This window comes from Ketobacter alkanivorans, assembly GCF_002863865.1.
Lineage (GTDB): Bacteria > Pseudomonadota > Gammaproteobacteria > Pseudomonadales > Ketobacteraceae > Ketobacter > Ketobacter alkanivorans.
The window spans coordinates 2272060-2291418 of the sequence record NZ_CP022684.1; the positions used below are offsets into that span (position 1 = coordinate 2272060).

Genomic DNA, 19359 nt, shown 5'->3' on the forward strand with positions numbered 1-19359 from the left:
CCTGCCACTAAGCTAACCGGCCAAATTAGAAAGTACGCAACAGTTCCGGCCATTAGTCTTAGCCTCGTACAGCGCCTTATCTGCTGCCTCGATCAGCTCATGCTGCTCATCACCGGCCACCATTACCCATCCTGCAACACCCAGGCTGGCGCTAATGGGAATACGCTTACCTTTATAAATGAATTTCAAGTGATTGATTCTGTCACGGACACGCTCTGCCACCTGATAGGCTTCTTGTTGAGTAGTATCCGGTAACACAATGGCAAACTCCTCGCCCCCATAGCGAGCCACCAAATCTGAACCACGGCTGGCTGCATCGCCAATAGCAGAAGCCACCAGACGCAAACAGTCATCCCCAACCAAATGGCCATAGGAATCGTTAAACTGTTTGAAATGATCAATGTCCACCAATATCAACGATAACGCCTGACCGGTGCGCACAGAGCGCTCCTGTTCACGGGTCAAGGTTTCATCGAAATAGCGACGATTATGCACCTTGGTTAACGGATCTGTGACACTGAGCTTTGCAAGCTCCCGATTGGCTATCTCCAAATTCGTCATCGTGCGCTCCAGCTCTTGAGTACGCAATGCGACACGGGCCTCCAACTGGCTGTTGGTTTCCTTTTGCATCTGCAACATGGCTTCCTGGGCCATGAGTTTTTCCTCCCGCTCGGTACTGATCAATTTCTGCAGATCAAGTGCTCTAACTTGTGCCATCTCGCGCTCTTTCCGTTCCCGGTTGATCCGCTCTGCCAAGGCAAAGGATAGCAACAGCATTTCAACGACAAACCCTATCAACTGACCATTTTCCGTGATCGACACATACGGCAGAAAACCTTCCATCATCAATACCGCGACAAAGGTCAATGCAATCAGGCCACCCCAGGCAATGGTAAAATAACGGGCCGAAACATTGCCCTTGTTCCAAAGAGCAATGGAAGTAGCCAACGCGACAACGCAGGATATCAGTGCAAATATCTCGTTTACGACTATCAGATAGTCTTTTCCCAACAGCAACGTTATAGCGCTTAATAACCAATAGCCCACAAAGAATGTATTCAAATGCAACACCCAACCACCGTAGGTTTTGAGTTGCAAAAAATTCCGCATAAACAGGGCAGCGGCAAAAAAGCTCACATAAATAGATAGCGCGAAGCCATTCATACGAAACCATTGAATGTGCCCCCAAATCAAATGATCTCCGACCCCGGTCAACCCCGCCTCGTACATAATGACTGAGCCCGCGTACAGCGAGTAATAGAAATAACTGCTGTCACGTGTGAAACCAAACAGTGACATGTTGTACAGCAACATGGCACCCAGCACACCAAACGCCAATCCATACCAAACGTAACGCTGCCATTGTTGCTTATCGAGCGCATCCACCTGCCAAATAAACATGGGCAGGAACAGATTAAAGCGCGACACCACTCGCAAATAGACACGCTTCTTCTGACCCGACTCAAGGTGTACAGGAAAAATCCAGCTGGTATTGCTGTTGTCACCCAACGATCGTTCATGCAACAGACCCGCTTCCATTTTCGAAGTCTCACCGGATTCAAGGTCTATCGCGTAAAAGTCGACGACGCTCAGATTGATCCATCGGATCTCCAACAACCGGGTGACCAACTCTGTATTGGTATTTTCAATATCGAAATAGAACCAGACGGGGGTTTTGCTTTTACCGGCATTGATAGATGCCTTTTGCATCGTCAGCCAATCCACATCCATCAGCTGATCGAGAGACTCTATTTCCACGCCTTCGGGTTGCTGCCAGTAACGCACATGCTCTGACAACAGGCGCACCTGCCCCTCTGTTGCTATCTCAACAGTTTCTGCTTGTGTCGCGCCATATGCTGTTCCAACAGATAACAGAACAAACATGCCGACCAACATTACGCCCCAACGTTTAAACACCCACCGATTCACCTGTAGAACTATCTGAATTGAAGTATAGTTTGGATCATTGTATCTGTAGATACAGCCTGTTGTGGTTGTGTAATCCAAACAACGAATTACCACAAATCTTTGTCAAACCTAATGGAATATGGGAAAGTTAATGACCAAGCGACAACATACCGTACTGTCGCACGCCCAAAACCAAAACGACTTAATCTGTTAACTATGAATCAGGCCATCGCACTGCATTACAGCATCACCCCAATCGATCCCCATGCACATTTGTTTCAGGTGCAACTGGATATCCCGTTCCCGGTTTCTGAAGGACAACAGGTACGCTTGCCCAGCTGGATTCCCGGCAGCTATATGATAAGGGATTTCGCCAAAAACATTGTGGCCATACACGGTGAGTCTGGGGGCCAAGAAATAGAGTTAGTTAAACAGGATAAGCAAACCTGGCTTCTGCCAACCACCCATGCACCCTCCAGTATTCACTATCAAGTCTACGCCTGGGACATGTCGGTACGCTCCGCTCATCTGGATCAAACCCATGCTTATTTTAATGGCACCAGTGTATTTCTGGAACTGGTGGGGCACAGCCAGCTACCTTGCACAATTGACATTAACAACGCCACCATCCCCGAAGCCGCACACTGGCAAGTAGGCACATCGCTACCCACAGATGGTGCTGAGCTTTATGGCTTTGGGCGTTATCGCGCCAAAGATTACAGTGATCTCATTGATCATCCCGTAGAGATTGCTGCATTTGACCGAGTCAGTTTTGAAGCCTGCGGGGTGCCCCATGATTTCATTCTAACCGGCCTGCACAATGCTGATCTGGATCGGTTAGCACAGGATCTGAAAGTCATCTGCGAGCACCAAATCCAGTTGTTTGGTAAGCCCGCTCCCTTTGATCGCTATGTATTTATTACTTGGGCGGTTGGCAATGGCTATGGCGGCCTCGAACATCGCGCTTCCACCAGCCTGATCTGCAACCGCGATGACCTTCCCAGCCGAAACGAACGAGGCAAGGTAAGCGATGGCTACAAAACGTTCCTGGGTTTGTGCAGTCACGAGTATTTCCACAGTTGGAACGTAAAGCGAATCCAACCTGACATCCCTTACGATCTAAGCCAGGAAAACCACACCCCCTTGCTGTGGGCGTTTGAGGGAATCACCTCCTACTACGACGACCTCACACTGGTCAGAACCGGTTTAATCAGCACTGTGGAATATCTGGAGCTGGTAGGAAAGACCATGACCCGTATTCTACGTAACCCCGGACGCTTCAAGCAATCAACGGCGCAATCCAGTTATGATGCCTGGACCAAGTTTTACAAACAGGATGAAAACGCGGCCAATGCCATCGTCAGCTATTACACCAAAGGATCATTAATTGCGCTGGGACTGGATCTGACTCTGCGCCGTTTAAGCGAGGGGCACGTGACGCTGGATCAGGTGATGGTGAAGCTTTGGCAACAGCATGGGCAAACTGCCATACCGGTCACAGAGTTCGGTATTCAAGCTCTGTGCAGAGAGCTACTGGAAAACCATGGATTGAATAGCAGCAATGCCGTAGCAGAACTGGATAGCTATTTGAACACAGCTATTTACGGCACCGAGGATTTGGACTTCCACGCTCTACTTGCCCCTATGGGTATTACCTATCACGTTCGCACTGCCAGCTCTACCAGCGATAACGGTGGTAAACCTGCCAGCAATGATGGGGTACGCCTCGATCTGGGCATCAGCACCAGCGCCGATGCCTCAGGCATAAAAGTTCAGCGGGTTCTGATTGGGAGCAGCGCGCATCAGGCTGGCATTTCGGCCGGCGATGTATTAATCGCTCTGGATCGCATCAAACTTGATAACAGCAATCTGGAAAAGCTACTGAGCCGTTATATAGCAGATGAAACCGTCGAAATAATCGGCTTTCGACGGGACGAACTGATGACGTTTAAGGTTAAGTTGGCGACTGCACCAGAGGACACTGTCTGGCTGGAAATCGGTGACTCAAGCAAGCTTAAGGGCTGGCTCACTTGCTAATTCACTTAATAGCCGGCACCAACAATTGGGGATCCAGGCGCTCCTGATACCAATTTAGACGCCAGCATAGATGGGGGCCCGTGGCTCGACCAGAGGCCCCCACCAAACCAATCACCTGGCCCTGCCTGACGATATCACCGCTTTGAACCAGCAGCTTGCTCATATGCAGATAGCTGGTACTGATACCGTGACCATGATCGATTACCATTGTCCCCCCTGAGAAGAACATATCCCCATGAGCAAGACTCACAACACCATCTGCTGGGGCCATGATTTCTGTGCCCTTTGGGGCGGCAATATCCACACCAAAATGAGGGCGCCGGGGCTCACCATTGTAAATTCGTTGACTGCCATAAACACCGGTTATTGGCCCCTGTACTGGCCACTGAAATGACTGCAAGAACCCCGTCAAACCGGTATCAGCATCACGGGCAACTTTAACCTGTCCGGCTTCCTTTTGAATACGAGCAAGATGGGTCTTATCAGGGTTCACTGTCTGCGCTGGCACCCCCTCTATGCGCTGGAGGTTGTATTCTCGCTTGCTCAAAGTAAACGGCAATGTTGTGCGGCTTCCATCCGCCAACTGAACAGTCAACGCCTGACTGAGGGCCTCGTCCCGACCAAAGCCCAGCACAAACTCGCCACCTGCGGTCAACGATAAGCGCCGCTTCTGATATTCCACCTGAGACCCTGCCGGTACTTTGCCGATGATCATGCCACCCTGCTGCAAGGAACCCTGCAGGGATAAATCATCCAGAGATAGCGCGTGCACCTGCGTCGCGGCGACCATAACCACGCTGCACAACGCCCACATCATGCCACGCACACAGTTCATCAAGGTGTTTTCTCCAGCTGCCGTGTTGATTCATCCGGTTCTGCCACGGCCGGCGCCAACAGCCTCAACTGGGTCATCACCTCATCGGACGGATAGCCATCCGCCACCCAGCCCTTAGCTTGCTGCAAATCCCGCAACGCCCGCTTGGTACGGGTACCAAAAATTCCGTCCGCTACGCCTGCGTCATACCCGGCGGCATTAAGTGCCTCCTGAATACCCTTGACCGTTTCAAGTGTGAGCCGCTCATCGTCCGGCGGCGTCGTTTCCAGCGCAACACCGCCATTGACCCGATCCGCCAGGTGGCCCACCGCCAGCGCGTAATACTCGGATCGATTCCAACCCATAATCACATCGAAGTTGTGATACACCACAAAGGCTGGCCCCTTGTGGCCACTGGGAATGATCACCGACGCGGGTAACTGCAATGAGGGCAAGCGATTGCCATGTACATCTCGGATACCCAGTTTACGCCATTCCGCCAACGGCTTACGCACATCACGCCCCGCCAGCGCATAATCAAACCCTTGAGGAAGGCGCACCTCTCTGCCCCAGCGCACATCACGTTGCCAACCCAGCTGATTGAGAAAGTGGGCTGCAGAGGTAAACGCATCGGGTAGGCTATTCCAAAGATCTGCTTTGTTGTCACCATCTGCATCCACAGCAAAACGCCGATACGCACTGGGCATAAACTGCATGTTACCCATGGCTCCCGCCCACGAACCCAACATGGTGCCATGGTCGGCTACCCCCGCCTCCACCAGGCGCAACGCCTCCATCAGCTCCAGTGTGAAGAACTCACTACGGCGCGGATCACAGGCCAGAGTCGCAAGGGAATCCAGTACGTTCATTTTCCCAAGATAAGAACCAAAATTGGTCTCCAGCCCCCAGAACGCCACAATGTATTGGGGTGGAATGCCATATTGACGAGTAAGTTGCTGTAAAAGGGGATAATGGGTTTTGAGCAATTGACGGCCACGAGTGATGCGCTGGTCGTTCACACGCTGGCCCAGATAATTATGGAAGGTTTCGGTGAACTCGGGCTGGCGCCGATCCAATTCAATAACCCTGGCCACATACTGCACAGCGCCCAATTGGCTTTCCACCACCTGTGGCGCAATGCTTTCCTGCAATGCACGCTGCTTGAGATCATCAACGCATCGACCAAACTCAGCGTCAGGCGTCTGTGCCCACAGCGAGCCACTTCCCAGCAGCCCTGCCAGCAAGACGCCCCTCACGCAGCAATTCCATGATTTCATTTGGGTTATTCCGATCCAACTGACTGATTAAACCATGCTAGCAAATTAACTTGGTCCAAGCAGCATCCGACCGAATAAATATTCCAGCTGAGCGCTAGATCACTGCCCCCACTGCCCAGCCCGCTCCACACTCTCCCGATAGGGGCGCAAAGACGCCAACAACAGAGCAATCGCTAGCAAAGTGCTCACCACACTGATGATCAGCAGTGAATAACGCAAGGCATTGTCATCCTGAAAAACAAAATCCGTCAGCAGCGCCACCGCCGTTGGCCCCACGCCCAAACCAATAATGGTCACCACAAACAGGTACATGGCAGAAGCCTGCCCGCGCATGGGGTTGGGCATGATCTCCTGAATCGCTGCCGGAGCCACACCAAATGGCATCGCCAGCGCAAAGCAACCCACACCGATACAAGCTATTGCAACCGGCAGGCTATCAATGGCGTAGCCCACAAACGATGGCAACGCGATCACCACAGCCACCAGGCCAACCCGCATGGGTGCATCCTTATACCCGCGGCTGGTCAACCAATCGGATAAGCGGCCACCCACAATAATGCCCAGAGATCCAAAAACCCCAATCAATATGCCATAGATGAAGCCCACTTCCGCCGCATCCATGGCAAAGGTACGCATGAAAAATGCAGGAACCCAAGACGATGCACCATAGGAACAGAACGCCACACAAGCGAAGCTCAAATTGTGCAACAGCACGGTTTTACGATTGAGTTTGATGTAGGCCAACACTTCTGCAAACGAAACCTCAACACCCACCCCAGCGCCTTGGCGCACAGGCTCCTTCAGAAACAACAACAGCAGGCAAAACATCACCCCGGCAGCACCCAATATCAGGAAGATCAATTGCCATGGGCGGATCATGCCAATCACCGGCAGGTCGATATCGCCCTGAGCCGAAGCAAAGTGAATCACCAAACCACCCAGCAGAAAAGCCAACCCCGACCCCACATAAATACCCATGGAATACACACTGATCGCGGTAGCCCGCTGGTGAGGTGGAAAACTGTCCGCAATCAGGGAATAAGCCGCCGGTGACAGCGCCGCTTCACCTGCCCCCACCCCCACGCGGGCAAACAGAAAGTGCCAATATTGCTTTGCCAAGCCACAAGCCGCCGTCATGGCGCTCCACACCAAAATCCCCGCAGCGATCAGACCACGGCGACTGGTACGATCAGCCATGCGTCCAAGGGGAATGCCGCACAGGGTATAGAACAAGGCAAAGGAAAACCCCATCAGCAAACTCATCTCGGTATCAGATATAGCGAGATCTCGACGAATAGGGCCAACCAACAGATTCAAGATCTGACGATCAATAAACGACAGCACGTAAGCCAACATCAGAATGGCCACAGTCAGCCACGCGCGGGCGCTGCCAGGATAAGAAACGGGCATATTCAAAGAAATTACCTCAGAGGTTATTATTATTCACTAAATCCGAGGGTGGGCTAAAAATCAACATATGGCAAACCGGCCAGTGCAAACTTGCCAATAAATAACCTAAAACAACCTGTTCAGCGACACTTCCAATTTGCGTATTATTGAACCGCTGGATCCTGCATCATCAGCAAATCCGCATGTACCGTCAGATCCGGCTTTTTACAATCATAGCCATCAGGGTAAGACACCTGAATGATCTGGTTGGTGCCCATGGAATCCTTCAGCAAACTCAGCATGGCCGTTGCCTCATATTGTGACATATGGGTCAGCTTACGGCGCACGCCAGTCACTGTGGTATAAAACAGATCGCCACCACGAGCCACCTGAACCGACTTGATCTTTTCCGGAAAGCATTTAACGGCCGCCAAAGCAGGGCTCACCACCCCCAAGATCATTACACAGATCCACCATCGCATTGATTCATTCCTCAGAGCACAAAATTTGCTAAGCTGTTATAGCATCGTTCACGCTTGCCAACAGCAATACAACGTTGTTATTGCACCATTGCTGCTCCGAAAATGGAATACCAGCACCTTAAAAGGATCAACTCCAACACATGAGAAGCGCCTACAACGCAGAACGCCCTCCCATCATCCTTGATATTGAAGCCTCCGGTTTTGGCAACGGCAGTTATCCCATAGAAGTGGGCTTTGCCGACACTGACACCAGCCGATTCTGCAGCCTGATAAAGCCCTTCCCAAACTGGACTCACTGGAGTGACAACGCCGAAGCGGCCCACGGCATCAGTCGCCAGGCCCTGAATGAGCGAGGGCGCGAGCCACGAGATGTAGCGCTGGAACTGAACAAAAAACTGAAAGGCTGCAATACCTATTGCGATGGCTGGGTGGTCGATCATCCCTGGCTTATGACCCTGTTTTTTGCAGTTAATATCGAACCCGAATTCCAGCTTTCACCCATAGAGCTGATCATGACTGAGCGCCAGATTGAGATCTGGGATGATATTCACGACAAAATGCGCGCCTGCAGCCATGGCCAGCGGCATCGCGCCAGCACCGACGCCTGGGTGATTCAACAAACCTGGATACGCAGCCACTATTTAAGTCAATGAGTTAAGCCGATGAGCTTTGCCACTGACCCATGCCAAGTGTATGATTCTGAACACAATCGTCTAAGCAGGCTTTTAGGCCATCCCAAGTACAGAGTTCAGCACCCGAGCGTGATATGACAGACTCCAAGGAAAGTATCGACCTGGATCGACTGCGACGTCAGGATCACGCCGCCTTCGAAGCTCTGGTGAGCCAGCATCATCGCCCTATGGTGGCCGTTGCCCGTGCCATTTTGGGTGACAGCCTGGCCGAAGAAGTCGTGCAGGAGGCCTGGGTTTCCGCCTATCGCAACCTGCCCAAGTTCGAAGGCCGCTCCTCAATCAAAACCTGGCTCTACACCATAGTCAGTAATGAGGCCAAAACCCGCCTACGTAAAGAGAAACGGCTGGTCGCGCTGGAAGACATCAGCCAAGACGGCAGCGTGGATTACCTGGACGGGGATCGCTTTTACGGGCTGAGCGGACACTGGAAAGCGCCTCCGCCAAGCTGGCACATGGATTCACCAGACCAGCTGCTGGAAGAGCAACATCTGCAAAAGTGCATCGACTACACGCTGACGATTCTGCCCACTCAGCAGAAAGCCGTGTTTATTTTACGCGACATAGAGCAACAGGCACTTTCAGAAATCTGTAATATTCTGGAGGTAACAGAGTCATATGTAAGAGTACTGCTCCATCGCGCACGCGTAAAACTCATGCAAGTTATTGATCGTTATCAGGAAACAGGTGAATGCTAAATTGCCGCGACGTGGCTCACGAAGCCAGTGACTACATCGACCACAACCAAACCGGGTGGCGCAGGTTCTGGTTTAATGTGCATCTGTTTATCTGCAAAAACTGCCGCGTGTTTGTTCGCCACGTCAATACCACCAAAGAGTTTATTCGCAAGCGGGGTGGAATGCCCGCATCGGAGCAGGAAGTAAAAGGCGTGATGGAGGCTGTTCGAAAGGCCGATTCAAAATAACCGGCGCCTATCAGTCTGATGATTCGCTATTAATGTCAGGTTTAACCGCACCAGGGGCAACCGGGCGGCGATTGGAACGCTTGTCATCCCAACTCAATGATTCAGGATCGTACCAGTCAATTGCCTCCAACACCTTACTTTGGGTTGCCAGCGACAACGTCGCCCACAGCTCCTCAAACTCATCCAGCCCAGACTCACGTCGATGCGCCACCTTGCTGCTCAGCCTCGAAATAATCTTGGGCAAATTCAATGCTTCCCCCAACTTTCCCGGCACAGTATAAATCTGCCCCAGATACTTACGTTTATGGGTACGTTCCTCCAGCACCTGCTGCAACGCCATTGCAGCGGCCAAAGCGGATTCCTCATTAAACTCTTCAGGGCTTCGCATGGTTAAACAATCGTCAGTCGCAAACCCAAAAGCATACCAAGCTGTCTGTGCCGGTGCCAGCACCGACTTAGAGCAAATTCATCTCCCTGGCCTTGGCAACCGCTTCAGTACGGTTGCCAACATTGAGCTTGGCGTACACGTTTTTAAGGTGCCATTTGGTGGTGGTGAGTGAAATATTAGCCCGCACAGCCACCTCCTTGTTACGCAAGCCAGACTGCAGCAGGGTCAACACCTCCTTTTCTTTATCCGTCAGCGGCTCCACCACAAATCGCTCAGCCTGATCCTGGTCGTCATCACTCAACAGGTCCTCGAACATCAACATGTACAGTTCAGGCAAAGATTGCAGCACATTATGCGTCACCGCCTGCAACAGCAAACCTGCACTTCCCGGCGCCTCATCAAACAGCGTACGATTGAAACACACCAAGCCACCGTATTTCAGCGTATCTTTAACTTCCTGAAGTGAGCGCTCTGTCTCATTCCGCCGCCAGTACAGCACTGCACGATTCATACGGCAGACGACAGCTCTGGGCACACACCCATTGACCATAGCGGTGCGCACCAACTGATCTGCTAACCGTTCAGCCTGATCGTATTTCTTGGTCATCATTAAATAAATCAGGCGCGACACCCCCAAACGATCGCAACCCTCATCAAAATGGTTTTCATCTCGCCAATAATCTGCTTTCTGCTTTTGCTCCAGATGATATTCTTTTTGCACCCAATCCAACGTAGCAAGGTCACCTCGCGCACGGGCATAGAGCGTCCATTCCAGGCACAACAGGGTATTAAAGCGTTCATAGTCCCCGTGCATCAAAACCCGGGATAAATAATTCAACAGCCGCCTAGCCTCACCATCATTGCCGCGCAAAAATGCCAATCGAGCCATGCCACAATAGCTGGCTGCAATCACCTCTGTTGCACACGCACTGGATAGTAAGGGTATGATTTCACGCAGTAATTTCTCTGCCTCATCAACCCGGTTTTGTTCGTAACGGATCAGGGCGACAGGCGTGGCTAAATTCACCCATTCAAGGGTATGCGGGCGATCACCCACCGAGCGGAATGCATCTTCGGCAAGCTGGACTGCGCTCATCATATGACCCTGAGCACGCTCCGCCAGAATCAGTACCAGATCAGCAAAGCTACGCAAAAAATTCTGCCCGGATATACGCAAAATATCACGAGCCCTCTGGGCCTCTGATACCGCTGTTTTAAAATCGGCATTCAGTAAGTGATAGTACGCTCGCATGGGGGTATAAAATAAACGCACATGATGCTGCACATTCTGCAGATTCGGCACGCGATACATTTTATTGTGACGAAACTCCGTATCTCTATGGAACATCTCCAGCACATTGAACAGAAACTTCAAGGTGTCGTCATGGGCGTAACGACCGCGAATTTTGCCACGGCGCTGTAAATCCTCCACCAATTCAATGTAGTACTCGGCCTGATTAAAACGGCGATAAAAAATCAATGCCGTGATCAGCGGATTAACCAGTTCACTTTGACTGATTACACGCTCCTCCGGCAGAAAATTTATCCACTCGATCAGACTGGTGAATTCACCGCTTTTTATCCACTCATCGGCGCAACGAACCAATGCGCTCTCCTGCGCCTCAACATCCTGAATAGATGCCAGCAGCTCCAGTGCTTGCAAGCTTTCCTTGCGCTCCAATAAGCTGGACGCGGCACGGCGAACCAGTGCTCCGATGTCTTCCGGGTAGTCCAGCCGTAAACGATGCAACAAAAACTCACGAAATATGGAATGATAGCGATAGGCATCGGATCGACCTTCCACCGGATGCAAAAACACGTGATTTTCCAGCAGATAGTCAATACAGCGCTGGGCGTCCCCTATCTGCAGAACATCGTTGCACAGCGACATGTCCAACGTATCCAGAAATGCTGTTTTGATCAGAAACTGACGAACGTGAGCCGGCTGCTGCTGCAACACTGAATCCGCAAAGTACTGCAACACCTCAGGGTTTTTACTTTGGCTGGCCAACTGATCAGGCTGGTGACAGGCACCTCCTCGAATAGACAGTGCCAGCAGTTTAATACCCGCCACCCAGCCTTCAGTCCAATCCAGCAATTCTTTCATGAATGGTTTGTCGGCAGTTTCCAAGCCCACAGATTGGAACCAACTCTCCAGTGAATCCAGATCCCATTTCAAATCATTGGCATCAATACTGAGCAGTTTGTCTTCCAACTTCAACTTGCTCAGCTGCAGCGGTGGATGGTTGCGGGACGCCACCACAAAGTGGATATGCTTGGGCAGCGTAAACAGCACCTGTGACAATGTACGGTGAATGCTGTCGTCCTGAATCAACTGATAATCATCCAGCACGATAAATAAGGGCTCTTCTACTTTGGAAAGGCCCTGCACCAGCGATTCCGTAACAGCTTCTACGGAAAACGCCACACTGTCGGTAATTTGATTGAAGTAGTAGGCATCGAACGCCAAACAGCTCTGTTTGATGGCGCGAATCAGTGAGGCGAAAAAGGGGGCAGGTTTATTGTGCCTGGTTTCCAAAGGCAGTGACGCGAACATGGCATGTTGTCGCCCAGATATAATCCACTGACGCAGCAATGTGGATTTTCCAGATCCCGCCGGTGCCAACAGCACTGTCAACGGATAATCTTCCGCCCGATTTATTAGATCAATCAGGCTTGGTCTCAATAAATGGCTAGCTGGCGGCCGCTCACGTTCAGATTCAGCCATAAGCCACCCCTCCCAATCCTAATCATTTGTTTTTATTTTGTTTTTTTAATTTCGGCCGGCAAGCTGCTTCATTTTTAGCCGATGTGACTGGGTATTCCCCCTACGTTAGAGGGGTCTCATTCACGACCGTTTCATCCAATCTATCAGAGTACATAAGTCCTTTAAACAGCCATTACGTAACAGCAATTGCTTCTCCATAAAAACAATAATCCGAGGAAACCATCATGAAGATTAAAACAGGGATGCTTGGGCTTGCGCCAGCAATGCTGGTTCTGGCAGCCTGCCAACCTGCAGGGGATTTTCCCGAGCCAGAGGCATTATGCAGTTTTGATCCAGTTCGGGAAAATGCCCGCGCGGCATCCGCAGCTAACATCGCAGCACCAATAATTTCTACCATGGCTGTAAATGGTGCCGTTGTGTGGGAGCAAGGCGAACCGTCATCGCAGGTTCCGACCCTGCGGCCCGGGGATGAAGTCACCCTCACAGGTACTGGCTTGGGTAACGGCCCGGACACCGATTTCACAAAAATCATGATTGGTAACACCCGGGTTTTGGAAACAGATCTCGTCATGTACAAGCAGAGACTGGATATTGCCAATGAAGTGAATTACGAGATAGATGATCTGCTGGACACCTGGAGCAAGGATATTCTGGGCTGGCAACCAAACGAAATTCGTTTCACCGTGCCTGGGCACGTAAGCACAGGGCCGCTCACCGTACAAATACAGAAGCGAACCGGATATAACGCCTCATTGACCTCGCCGGGGCAGCCTTTCAGCGTCATCAATGCCCTAACCAAACGCATTACAGACGATGAGTTTCAACATGAATGCGATGTGGTTTCCACACTTAGCGCTTCCCAAGCCACCACACCCATTGCAGTCGACATTATTAACCCCGACTTTACTGATCTAGTGAGCTACGGTGAAAAGATATTCTGGTCATACGATTACAACATCGGCCTGTCTCACGCCAACCGTAATTTAAACTGGACCAACATTTTCAACTACCAAACAGTCGATCCCGTGACCAACGAAGTGGCAGACCCGGCCTTGCTGTTCGGTGCGGTTCACACCGTGGCAGGCCAGGTGCCCGCCGTAGCAATCGATGATGTTTACTTCGATCAGTACCCACAACCCACGCCAATCCCAGGCTTTCTCACCATCGAGCCACAGCTCACCAAAGGCAATACCCGTGACTCCGGCTGGGTGGGTTACCGTTACGCTGAATCCAGCCACCCTTATGTGGGGCGCGGTTCACGCATCGGGTTTAACTGCGCATCCTGCCACGGCTATCAAATCACCTATTCCAACGCTCCGGGAAACACCGTCACTAAGGTATTCCCCGGGCTACCCAATCCGGAATGGACCATCAAATGGGCATTACTGGGCCCAAACAACGGTTTCGAAGGGGTGATCGCGGATGAAGAAGGCCCCAGCTGGGCACCAGGCAAGCAAAAAGTAGATAAAACCATGCTGATTTACTACATGCCTGGAGGCACCGGTGAGCACAACCTGATTCGTGCCAACGGCGAAGGCAGTGCCACCGACAATGATTATCAATTTTCACCCCATACCATCCCGAACGTGACCAACTACATGTCCATTCGGCGCTCCCTGTCTCATACCGAATCCTATGTGGGCTTTGAAGGTTCTTATATCCACGCCGAAGAACCCGATGGCGCCACCGGCAGCATGTACCGTTACCCACTGCAGGCCCTCACCGCTTACATGACAGCACTGGATGAAAATGACGATGACCTGCGCAACGTGGGCTTGTATCGCTGGCTGCAACAATACGGCAAACTGGCGTCACAAACCGGCACCGAAAACCTGAGTGAAGGTGAGTTTGTGCAAAATGGCTGGCAATCGTATCCCAACGTCGTGGCGGCCGTGGCTCAGGGTAAAGCAAGCTTTGATGCCGCCTGCGCAAGCTGCCATAACGACAATCTGGGCGCCCATACCGATGAAAACATGATTCCTCTGAATCAGGTAGGGCACTTTTTTGCGCCATCGGTGTATCAACAAGAAACCCAAAGCATCCGCGTTGGTTTCCTGCGCAACATGTACTGGACCCAACACCGCGGCCTGCTCACCGATGGTCATGTTCGCAACCTGGAGGATTTGGTTGATCCCGCTCGCTGCCAGAGCGGTACCGATCTCTACAACCAGTATTACACCCTGCATCCACCGGTGCAGCCTGATCTGGGCGGAGTGGATTTCCCTGAGCCCTATCCTGCCATCAATCGCAAAGGCGACGTATTCAGGGTGCCCAAGTCTCAGTCAAATGCCACGGGCGATACGGCCGATCAACGCAACACCTTTATCGAACGTCACAAATACTTCGTAGAGGTGCCCTGGGACAGCGAACACTACTATTGGGATTACCAGAAACTGCGCAACGAGTACGGCCCTGATGAACTGGGCTCGCCAGCCCCCATCGGGATGCCCGCCGCGCCGCACCCCTGGTGTGCGAATTCCAGCGCCGAGATTGAGAACATGGTGCAGTACGTGCTCACACTTTAATCAAACGCGATATAGCAAAGGGGCCCTTCGGCCCCTTTTTTAGCTTTGCGCCGCCACGAAGTTCACTTTACTTTCCCATCACCCCTTCCAACTGACCAATACTGCATTACACTAATAGGCACACTCATTTCGTGTGATTCAAGGAGAAGGCAATGAGCACGCTATACGACAAGATCGGTGGTGAAGCAGCCGTGGATGCCGCCGTAGGCCTGTTTTACGATAAGGTTCTGGCTGACGAGCGTATCAGACATTTCTTCGATGGCTTGGATATGGAGCGACAACACCGCATGCAAAAAGGCTTTTTAACCTTTGCCTTCGGTGGCCCCAATAACTATTCGGGCAAAAGCATGGCAGCAGCACACCGCAAATTGGTGGATGAAAAAGGTCTGGACGATAGCCACTTTGACGCTGTGATAGAAGACCTGGGAGCAACCCTGGTTGAGCTTGGGGTTCCTGACGAGTTAATAGCAGAAGCTGCCGGTATCGCTGAAAGCGTACGCGATGCTGTTTTGGGGCGCGGCTGAGATTATCCGATTAACCTTCGCGAGCCTCTTGGGCTCGCCATCCCTCCTCAGATAAAAGTGTATTAATACATAGGGTTACGCACCCACCCCCTTCTACTTTATCGCGCCCATACCTTTGTACGGTGATGATTGCAGAGAAATTTTGTTTAATGATGTCATCGTAATCATAAGTGTGGGTGTATTCACTGTGCCCAAGCTATTTAGTCCCCAGGACTGCAATCGCTTACGCTGGACCAAAAACGATAAAAACGACAAAAACCAAGCCCCATTTATAAAGGTATATAAAATATGATGCGCTCAAAAATTGTTGCTGCAATGCTTCTACCCACCGTCATGCTGATCGGTTGCGGCGGGGAACAACAAGAAACCCAACGAGCCACCTCCAACAGTGCGAACCTCACCGGCCTGTGGCGCTTAAGCTTCGAGACCAGCCAGTCTGGCTTGTCCGCCGATGCAGGCATCACCTATACCCTGGTAGATAATGGCAACCAAATCAACATGACAGCCTGTGCAGAGCGCCAGAGCGTCACCCTGAATCGAACCGGCAGTAGCTTACGCGGCCTGCCGGTAGGGGAAGCCACTATCAGAAACAACGATCGCATCACAGCCACTGGTAACCTGGGTGACAGTGTTGCCACCAAAATGGCTACCAGCGCCACCTTCGACATGGGCACCTTATCTATCAGCGGCGGAGACCTAGGCAACATCTCCAGCAGCAATATCTGCGTCCAGTCTGACTATGCGCGCATCCTTGGCCAAGCAACTCAGGATCGCTATTCCGCGACCACCCTTCTGAACGGCCAGCCTCTAACGTTCGAAATCAGTCGCATGGGCAACATCGCTAAAGGCAGCTACGATGTAAACCGCGATATGTCTGAAGGCGGCGTCCAGATCTTCATGAAATCTGCCTCACTGAAAGATCGCGTAAACTACAGCGAAATGAATCTTAGAAACGGCAGACTGACCATCACCGAAGATTCCACTGTTTGGATCAAAGGCAACTTCAGCGCGCAAATGCCTAACGGCCAGACCGTTTCAGGCAGCTTCGAATTTGAAAAGCCATAAGGCACAAATCAATAAAAAACCCGGCCTCGCTTGCCGGGTTTTTTATTGCCTGAATTCTGCTAGAGCGGCTACAGCATAACCATGCGATAGCCAACCAACTCCCAGCTAAGAGCCACACCCCTCAGGTTTGTACACCCTGCGTGTCGAGGCAGGGTTTTCCTGTAACGCCACACCCTCCCGCAGCGGTCTTGCTACCAGCTCGCCACCACAATTAGGACAACGCCCGCCCAACCTGGCTGCCGCACATTCCTGGCAAAAGGTACACTCAAACGAACATATCATCGCGCCATACCGGTCTGCTGGCAGATCCCTATTACAGCACTCACATCCAGGTCTCATTTCAAGCATCTCTCGCTCCAGAACCCTTGCATATGCCTATGATAGACAGCATCCAGCCTACCCCAACACAAACAAAAAAGCCCCGGAAATCCGGGGCTTTTTGTGAACCAGAGTTAAGTATTAGCGACGAACACGATACTCTTCCAGGAACCACTCATTATTCTCATCCCAAGGGAAGAATGGGTTGCCAACATCGGCCAGATCATCACTGAATTCTGGGAAGTGACGCAGCAGAACCGTGCGGAAGTTGTTGTCGTCAATCCAATCCAAACCTTCTGCAGAGTAGATCTCAGGGCGATAATCCTCAGTGAAGAAGCGATCGGCCATCAAACGGCGGGAAGCCATGGCAATAAAGATCTGGAAGGAAGTTTCACCAAAACCATAACCGGGCGGGCGATAGCCTTCAGCATACGAACCTACCATCACATCAATGGCTTCAATATCATCGTTGTAGACTTCGCGCAGTTTTTCAGCCACTGCAACGTCAGGAGTGATATCGCTGAAATCGGTGATGGGGTTCAATCCGATTTGACGGCGGAACTCATTATAGCGAGGAATGCCACGCTCACGATCACGCAGGATATCCACGGCAGCCAGATCAGTGTTGGCAACCCCTGGCTCAAATGGGAAGTTCTGAAGGAAAGTAGGGAAATTGTTCAGCTCCAACAGACCAGGATGGGTATGGCCGAAGGAATAGAACAGATTCGCCAAACCGCGTCGGCTCACCAATGGAGAAGAACCTTGCAGAGCGTGCTCCTGCAGCTGGCTGGTTTCCAGCAAGCTATTATTGTTGTGATCACGTACTTCAAGACTGTCACGCAGCAGAGGGTGCATACGGTACACAGCGGTGAACTCTTCGGTCAGACTGAAAGGTACGCCTTCCAACAGGGTTTCTCCGCCCATGATGCCGTCAGTTGCCGCTTCACCCAATTTGGGGAACCAGTAAGGCATCAGACCACGCCAGTTTGCAAACATAGCTTCACGCAGGGTGAAGTTCTTCAGAATCGCAGGCGTCCAATCCACAGTGTGAATCTTCGCAATCAAGGCAGCGTTGATCAGTCGAGCAGTCTGGAACAGGCGCTCATCCGACCAGTTGGGGTAACTTTCTTTCAACATCGCAGCGATAGAGTTGTGCTCTTGAACCCACAGGGTGTGCATCAGCTCCAGACCAACCCACCAGTTACGGTTAAAGCCGGTTTCTGGCAGGCCATCAGCACCCACTGGCAGCATACCGTTCGCCTGCAGGCGCATCTGACCATCGACCATAGTACGCAGACGATGATTGGTTTCGATATCGCTACCATATATCTGCGAACCATCCCACCATGCGGTGTTTTCGTTCAGGAAGGTAGGCGCGCGACCGTCATGGGGATCTCGGGTTGGGTCTGCTGGAGTACGACCAATCGGCATGGTGCCATCACCGCTGTCATGGGCGCTGCCTGCAGCATCAACTCGATAAGGGTCGCTGTGGTCACGACGCCCATGCTCAAACCAGTCGTGGATCATAAACTGGATCCAGTTTGCGGCCAGGTAGTTCAGGAAAGGCACTTCCTTAACACCGTTTTCACGGGTCATCAGTTCCTGACTGACAGTGAGGGGGTTAGGATTCAACAGGTTTGCTTCATCGGGAAAGGAAACCTCTGGGTTGATGTTTCGGCCCATCCGCACACCGGCCATACCCATGGCTGGCAGATCAAGATCATTACAGCGACCATCATAGGAGCGGTAGATCAAGTCATTGGGGTCACATTGTACTGCCGGCCACTCACCATCGGCGTATGTATCGAACAGATTGTTCTCAAACAAATCGCACCTTATCTGGCTAAGCGTCAACAATCCAATCAGTGGTCCGAAGATCCACCATTTCATATATACGTTCATAGTCGCTCCAAGTCGTTTTTATAATTATCAATCAATAACAACTGAAAGATACGGTCGCGTACCCTCATAATCCGAAGCATATCCAGTTTGTGCAAACCGGACGCCGTACATAGGTATGGGAGGGGGGGCGAAGGATGGGCTCAAACACTTAAGCTAGATGGATTAATAGACAACTTAAAGCAGCTGATTAATGTTGTTCCCGCGTAAACCTTTGCAATCAAATACATTATTTTGTGACTAAATTGAATTTTAGAGGAGAACGTACATGTTTTCTAAAATCGTTTACGCTATAACCACTTTATAGTACTTAAGTACCTGAGATCAGGCCCACTCGTAAATCAACTGCTTTATAACAGGGCGTTTTGTTGCAGATACCCGGCTTAAGTAC

16 protein-coding genes are annotated in these 19359 nt (G+C 51.4%); 7 read left to right on the top strand and 9 right to left on the bottom strand.

Going from position 1 to position 19359, the window contains the following annotated elements:
• Positions 1–12 precede the first annotated feature (12 nt).
• Complete coding sequence (locus tag Kalk_RS09850) at positions 13–1917, bottom strand: sensor domain-containing diguanylate cyclase (RefSeq protein WP_158643414.1); 1905 nt, start codon at positions 1915–1917, stop codon at positions 13–15.
• Between the two features lie 207 nt (positions 1918–2124).
• On the opposite strand from Kalk_RS09850, the gene Kalk_RS09855 reads away from it, so the two are divergent.
• Positions 2125–3945: a M61 family metallopeptidase gene (locus tag Kalk_RS09855; protein WP_101894085.1), complete on the top strand. Its 1821-nt coding sequence runs from the start codon at positions 2125–2127 to the stop codon at positions 3943–3945.
• A gap of 1 nt (position 3946) precedes the next feature.
• On the opposite strand, the gene Kalk_RS09860 is transcribed toward Kalk_RS09855, so the two are convergent.
• From Kalk_RS09860 to Kalk_RS09875, 4 genes are all read right to left on the bottom strand, one after another.
• The gene (locus tag Kalk_RS09860) at positions 3947–4780 is read right to left on the bottom strand and encodes a M23 family metallopeptidase (RefSeq protein WP_101894086.1); all 834 of its coding nucleotides are present in this window, start codon (positions 4778–4780) and stop codon (positions 3947–3949) included.
• On the bottom strand, positions 4780–6036 hold the full coding sequence (locus Kalk_RS09865; protein WP_101894087.1) for a lytic murein transglycosylase: 1257 nt from the start codon (positions 6034–6036) through the stop codon (positions 4780–4782). Before Kalk_RS09865 ends, Kalk_RS09860 begins: the two co-directional genes overlap by 1 nt.
• Before the next feature lie 99 nt (positions 6037–6135).
• A complete protein-coding gene (locus Kalk_RS09870) occupies positions 6136–7446 on the bottom strand; it encodes a spinster family MFS transporter (protein WP_101894088.1) in 1311 nt (436 codons plus the stop codon).
• A 143-nt stretch (positions 7447–7589) separates the two neighbouring features.
• Positions 7590–7907, bottom strand: a complete 318-nt coding sequence (locus tag Kalk_RS09875) for a hypothetical protein (protein WP_158643415.1) — start codon at positions 7905–7907, stop codon at positions 7590–7592.
• A 140-nt stretch (positions 7908–8047) separates the two neighbouring features.
• Between Kalk_RS09875 and Kalk_RS09880 the strand changes: the two genes are divergently transcribed.
• The 3 genes from Kalk_RS09880 (at position 8048) to Kalk_RS09890 (ending at position 9521) form a co-directional block, all read left to right on the top strand.
• A complete protein-coding gene (locus tag Kalk_RS09880; RefSeq protein WP_101894090.1) occupies positions 8048–8560 on the top strand; it encodes a 3'-5' exonuclease family protein in 513 nt (170 codons plus the stop codon).
• 113 nt (positions 8561–8673) lie between these two features.
• A complete protein-coding gene (locus Kalk_RS09885; protein WP_101894091.1) occupies positions 8674–9294 on the top strand; it encodes an RNA polymerase sigma factor in 621 nt (206 codons plus the stop codon).
• A complete protein-coding gene (locus tag Kalk_RS09890; protein WP_101894092.1) occupies positions 9288–9521 on the top strand; it encodes a zf-HC2 domain-containing protein in 234 nt (77 codons plus the stop codon). Before Kalk_RS09885 ends, Kalk_RS09890 begins: the two co-directional genes overlap by 7 nt.
• 10 nt (positions 9522–9531) lie before the next feature.
• Here Kalk_RS09890 and Kalk_RS09895 read toward each other — a convergent pair whose 3' ends face one another.
• Together Kalk_RS09895 and Kalk_RS09900 are read right to left on the bottom strand one after the other, a co-directional pair.
• Positions 9532–9909: a hypothetical protein gene (locus tag Kalk_RS09895; RefSeq protein ID WP_101896274.1), complete on the bottom strand. Its 378-nt coding sequence runs from the start codon at positions 9907–9909 to the stop codon at positions 9532–9534.
• Between the two features lie 67 nt (positions 9910–9976).
• Entirely contained in the window at positions 9977–12637 is a 2661-nt protein-coding gene (locus Kalk_RS09900) for a LuxR C-terminal-related transcriptional regulator (protein ID WP_101894093.1), read from the bottom strand.
• 224 nt (positions 12638–12861) lie between these two features.
• On the opposite strand from Kalk_RS09900, the gene Kalk_RS09905 reads away from it, so the two are divergent.
• From Kalk_RS09905 to Kalk_RS09915, 3 genes are all read left to right on the top strand, one after another.
• The gene (locus tag Kalk_RS09905; RefSeq protein WP_101894094.1) at positions 12862–15162 is read left to right on the top strand and encodes an IPT/TIG domain-containing protein; all 2301 of its coding nucleotides are present in this window, start codon (positions 12862–12864) and stop codon (positions 15160–15162) included.
• A gap of 152 nt (positions 15163–15314) precedes the next feature.
• Positions 15315–15686 carry a group I truncated hemoglobin gene (locus Kalk_RS09910; RefSeq protein WP_101894095.1) on the top strand — a complete coding sequence of 124 codons (372 nt, stop codon included), beginning with the start codon at positions 15315–15317 and terminating at the stop codon, positions 15684–15686.
• A gap of 288 nt (positions 15687–15974) precedes the next feature.
• Positions 15975–16751 (top strand): hypothetical protein, encoded by a 777-nt coding sequence (locus Kalk_RS09915; RefSeq protein WP_101894096.1) that lies wholly within the window; start codon positions 15975–15977, stop codon positions 16749–16751.
• A gap of 105 nt (positions 16752–16856) precedes the next feature.
• On the opposite strand, the gene Kalk_RS09920 is transcribed toward Kalk_RS09915, so the two are convergent.
• Together Kalk_RS09920 and Kalk_RS09925 are read right to left on the bottom strand one after the other, a co-directional pair.
• Complete coding sequence (locus tag Kalk_RS09920; protein WP_101894097.1) at positions 16857–17099, bottom strand: DUF1272 domain-containing protein; 243 nt, start codon at positions 17097–17099, stop codon at positions 16857–16859.
• A 111-nt stretch (positions 17100–17210) separates the two neighbouring features.
• Complete coding sequence (locus Kalk_RS09925) at positions 17211–18971, bottom strand: peroxidase family protein (protein WP_101894098.1); 1761 nt, start codon at positions 18969–18971, stop codon at positions 17211–17213.
• Positions 18972–19359: the final 388 nt, after the last annotated feature.